At 65.5% G+C, this 3776-nt stretch carries 5 protein-coding genes, 1 tRNA gene and 2 pseudogenes; all 8 read right to left on the reverse strand.

Annotated elements, in window-relative coordinates:
- A pseudogene (gene rplL, locus ACK4SG_RS12935) lies at positions 1-124 on the reverse strand (50S ribosomal protein L7/L12); the annotation flags it as partial.
- Between the two features lie 60 nt (positions 125-184).
- On the reverse strand, positions 185-721 hold the full coding sequence (gene rplJ / locus ACK4SG_RS12940) for a 50S ribosomal protein L10 (RefSeq protein ID WP_409602372.1): 537 nt from the start codon (positions 719-721) through the stop codon (positions 185-187).
- Between the two features lie 349 nt (positions 722-1070).
- The gene (gene rplA, locus ACK4SG_RS12945) at positions 1071-1769 is read right to left on the reverse strand and encodes a 50S ribosomal protein L1 (protein WP_409602374.1); all 699 of its coding nucleotides are present in this window, start codon (positions 1767-1769) and stop codon (positions 1071-1073) included.
- 4 nt (positions 1770-1773) lie between these two features.
- Positions 1774-2202, reverse strand: coding sequence for a 50S ribosomal protein L11 (rplK, locus tag ACK4SG_RS12950; protein WP_409602376.1), 429 nt, complete (start codon positions 2200-2202; stop codon positions 1774-1776).
- 213 nt (positions 2203-2415) lie between these two features.
- Entirely contained in the window at positions 2416-2991 is a 576-nt protein-coding gene (nusG, locus tag ACK4SG_RS12955; protein ID WP_409602378.1) for a transcription termination/antitermination protein NusG, read from the reverse strand.
- Between the two features lie 11 nt (positions 2992-3002).
- Complete coding sequence (secE, locus tag ACK4SG_RS12960; protein ID WP_409602380.1) at positions 3003-3383, reverse strand: preprotein translocase subunit SecE; 381 nt, start codon at positions 3381-3383, stop codon at positions 3003-3005.
- A gap of 43 nt (positions 3384-3426) precedes the next feature.
- Positions 3427-3502 (reverse strand) — tRNA-Trp (locus tag ACK4SG_RS12965).
- 101 nt (positions 3503-3603) lie between these two features.
- Positions 3604-3776 (reverse strand): annotated as a pseudogene (locus ACK4SG_RS12970) (elongation factor Tu); the annotation flags it as partial.

Raw genomic sequence — 3776 nt, forward strand, 5'->3', positions numbered from 1 at the left:
CGGCCATCACCGGGGCGGCGGCGGAGACGCCGAACTTCTCTTCGATGGCCTTCACCAGCTCCATCACTTCCATCAGCGACTTGGCGGCGATGGCGTCGACGATCTGCTCGTTGGTCAGGGACATTGCGATTACCTCTGGATATGTTTCGTTTGGATGGGGAACGTTGTCAGGATCGGACGCGCATCAAGCCGGTTCGGCCTGCGCCTCGGCTTCCGCCGGGACCGCATCGCCACCGCCCTGCTTGTCGGCGACGGCCTTGACCGCGCGGGCAAACATCGCCGCCGGCTCGGCCAGCACGCGGGCCAGCATGGCAAGGGCCTGGTCGCGGGTCGGCAGCGAAGCCAGGACATCGACGTGGCTGGCCGGGTACTGCTGGCCACCGACGACGACGACCTTGGGCTGCAGCTTGTCGTTGCCCTTGGCGAATTCCTTGATCAGGCGGCCGGCGGCGCCGGGTTCCTCGATGGAGAACGCATACAGCAGCGGACCCACGAGAGAATCCTTCGCCACTTCGTACTCGGTACCGGTGACGGCGCGCGCGGCCAGCGTGTTCTTCACGACCTTCAGGAACACGCCCGTCTCGCGGGCCTTCTTGCGCATCGCGGTCATCTGGGAGACCGTGGTGCCGGCGTACTCGGCCGCGATCAGGGAGTGCGCCTTGGCGGCGACTTCCGCCACCTCCGCGACAACGTCCTGCTTCTGGGACAGATTGAGAGCCATAGTCACTCCTCTATTGAACGCCGCCCGCGGCTCCTGCCGCTGGCGGTCCTGGGCGATGCCGGTCCGTGGCATCGGGGATGCGGGGCATCCCGGCGGTGGCCATCCAGAGCTGTCTTGAACCAAAACATCCCAGAAGGGCATCACCATCTACGCAGGCCCTCCCTGCCGGGAGTGGATTAAGCGACCCCGCCTTCGGCAACGGCGAATCCATGCCGTGTGAGCATCCCTGCCCGTCGTTGCCACGCGCGGACCGCACCTGCGGTCTTTGACGGCTTCCGCCGCGACGGATCGCGGCGGGGCCTTCAAAATTTCAATGCACCGCGCCGCCGGGACGGCGCGGGTTGGAACATCACTTCAGGCTCAGCGAGGCCTGGTCCACGGTCACGCCGGGGCCCATGGTGGAGCTGAGCGAGATCTTCTGCAGGTAGGTGCCCTTCGAGGTTGCCGGCTTGGCCTTGATCAGGTCCAGCAGCAGCGCCTGCAGGTTGCCCTTCAGCGCGTCGTTCTCGAAATTGGCCTTGCCGATCGTGCAGTGGATGATGCCGGCCTTGTCGGTGCGGTAGCGCACCTGGCCCGCCTTGGCGTTCTTCACCGCCTCGGCCGGGTTGGGGGACACGGTGCCGACCTTCGGGTTCGGCATCAGGCCGCGCGGGCCCAGCACCTGGCCGAGCTTGCCAACCACGCGCATTGCGTCCGGGGTGGCGATCACGACGTCGTAGTTGAGGTCGCCGGCGATCATCTTCTCGGCCAGATCGTCCATGCCGACCACATCGGCGCCGGCAGCCAGGGCCTCATCGGCCTTGGCGCCCGCCGGGCAGAACACGGCCACGCGCACCGACTTACCGGTGCCGGCCGGCAGCACGGTGGAACCGCGCACCTGCTGGTCGGACTTCTTGGCGTCCACGCCCAGACGCACGGCCACGTCGATGGCCTCGACGAACTTGGCCTTGCTGTTGTCCTTGACGATCTTCAGGGCTTCATCGATCGCGTAGGCCTTGCCCGGCTGGGTGGCGGCAAGGATCGCCTTCTGTCGCTTGTTCAGTGCCATCGTCTTAACCCTCCACCACCAGACCCATGGAACGGGCCGAGCCCGCGATCGTGCGCACCGCCGCGTCCAGGTCGGCCGCGGTCAGGTCGGGCTCCTTCGCCTTGGCGATGTCCTCGAGCTGGGCGCGGGTGACCTTGCCCACCTTGTCGGTGTTCGGGCGCTTGGAGCCAGAGGTGATCCCCGCCGCCTTCTTCAGCAGCGTGGTCGCCGGGGTGCTCTTCGTGATGAAGGTGAAGGTACGGTCGGAGTAGGCCGTGATGATGACCGGGACCGGCAGCCCCGGCTCCAGCTTCTGCGTGGCAGCGTTGAACGCCTTGCAGAACTCCATGATGTTCAGGCCGCGCTGACCCAGCGCAGGACCGACCGGCGGCGAGGGGTTGGCCTGACCGGCCTTCACCTGCAGCTTGATGTAGCCGACGACTTTCTTTGCCATTGTCTTGTCTCCGGGTGCAAACGCCTGCTGTGCAGGCTCCCCATCGGACCGGGATCACGTTCAATCGCAGGCTGGGCGCGTCCCGGCGTCGCGCCCAGCGGATGTTTCATCCGCACCACCGGCCGCACTTGGCGGCCGACAGCACGGCGGCTCCCACGAGGGAGCCGGCAATGATAGCAGGTTTTTCCGCCCGTATGCCGGGCAACAGATCCGTCAGGCCTTTTCGACCTGGCCGAACTCCAACTCCACCGGCGTGGAGCGGCCGAAGATCAGCACGGCCACGCGCAAGCGGCTCTTTTCGTAGTTGATTTCTTCGACCACGCCGTTGAAGTCATTGAACGGACCGTCGACCACGCGGACCATCTGGCCCGGCTCGAACAGCACCTTCGGCTTCGGCTTCTCGACGCCATCCTGGACGCGCTGGAGGATGGCATCGGCCTCGGCATCGCTGATGGGCAGCGGCCGGTCGGCGGTTCCACCGATGAAACCCAGCACCTTCGGCGTTTCCTTCACCAGATGCCAGGACTCGTTGTCGATACGCGGAACAGCGTCCTCGAGATGGGTGGCGATCTGCACCAGCACGTAGCCGGGGAAGAACTTGCGCTCGGAACGGCGCTTTTGGCCGGCGCGCATCTCCACCACTTCCTCGGTCGGGACCAGCACGTCGCCGAAGCGATCCTGCATCCCCATGCGGACGATGCGGTCGCGCAGCGCCTGCGCCACCGATTTCTCGAACCCGGAATAGGCGTGGACGACGTACCAGCGCTTGTGGACTTCGGTATTGCTCACTGGGATCTCCATCAGGAACCGAGCAGCGCTTTCACCGCGAGCTGGATCGTCCAGTCGAAGGCAGCGAGGATGAGACTGATGAGGATGACCGCGACGATCACAACCCACATCGTGCGGGTGGCCTCCTGGCGGGTGGGCCAGACGACCTTGCGAAGCTCGAAGCGCGCTTCCGACAGGAAACCCAGGGCTTGCGCACCCTTGCCGGTGGAGAAGAACACCAGACCGGACAGCGCCAACGCCACTACGACCGCAAGAACGCGAACACCCTGCGGCCAGCTGCCATCGAACCAGTAGTAGGCGAAAACCCCACCGGCCAGCAGCAGGAGAGCAAGGGCGTACTTGGCGATGTCCCCACCACCGGCAGACGGGGTGGGCAGCGTATTGCTGGTCAAGATGTCATCCTCTCCACAGGAATCCACTGCGGTGATCCGCGAGTGGCACGCCAGGAGGGACTCGAACCCCCAACCTGCGGTTTTGGAGACCGCTGCTCTGCCAATTGAGCTACTGGCGTATCGAAAAACATGCTGCTTCCGAAAAAGGCAACGGCGGCTTTCGCCGCCTGCCTTCACCCCGGCCCGTTCCCGCAGGCGGAAACGGGGGAAACGCAGGGGCTTACTTGATGATCTTGGACACCACGCCGGCGCCGACGGTGCGGCCACCCTCACGGATCGCGAAGCGCAGGCCTTCGTCCATCGCCACCGGGTTGATCAGCGTGACCACCATCTTCACGTTGTCGCCCGGCATCACCATCTCCACACCCTCCGGCAGCTGCACCGCGCCGGTGA

The sequence above is a fragment of the Thermomonas sp. genome (assembly GCF_046293095.1).
In the GTDB taxonomy this organism is placed as follows: Bacteria; Pseudomonadota; Gammaproteobacteria; order Xanthomonadales; family Xanthomonadaceae; genus Thermomonas.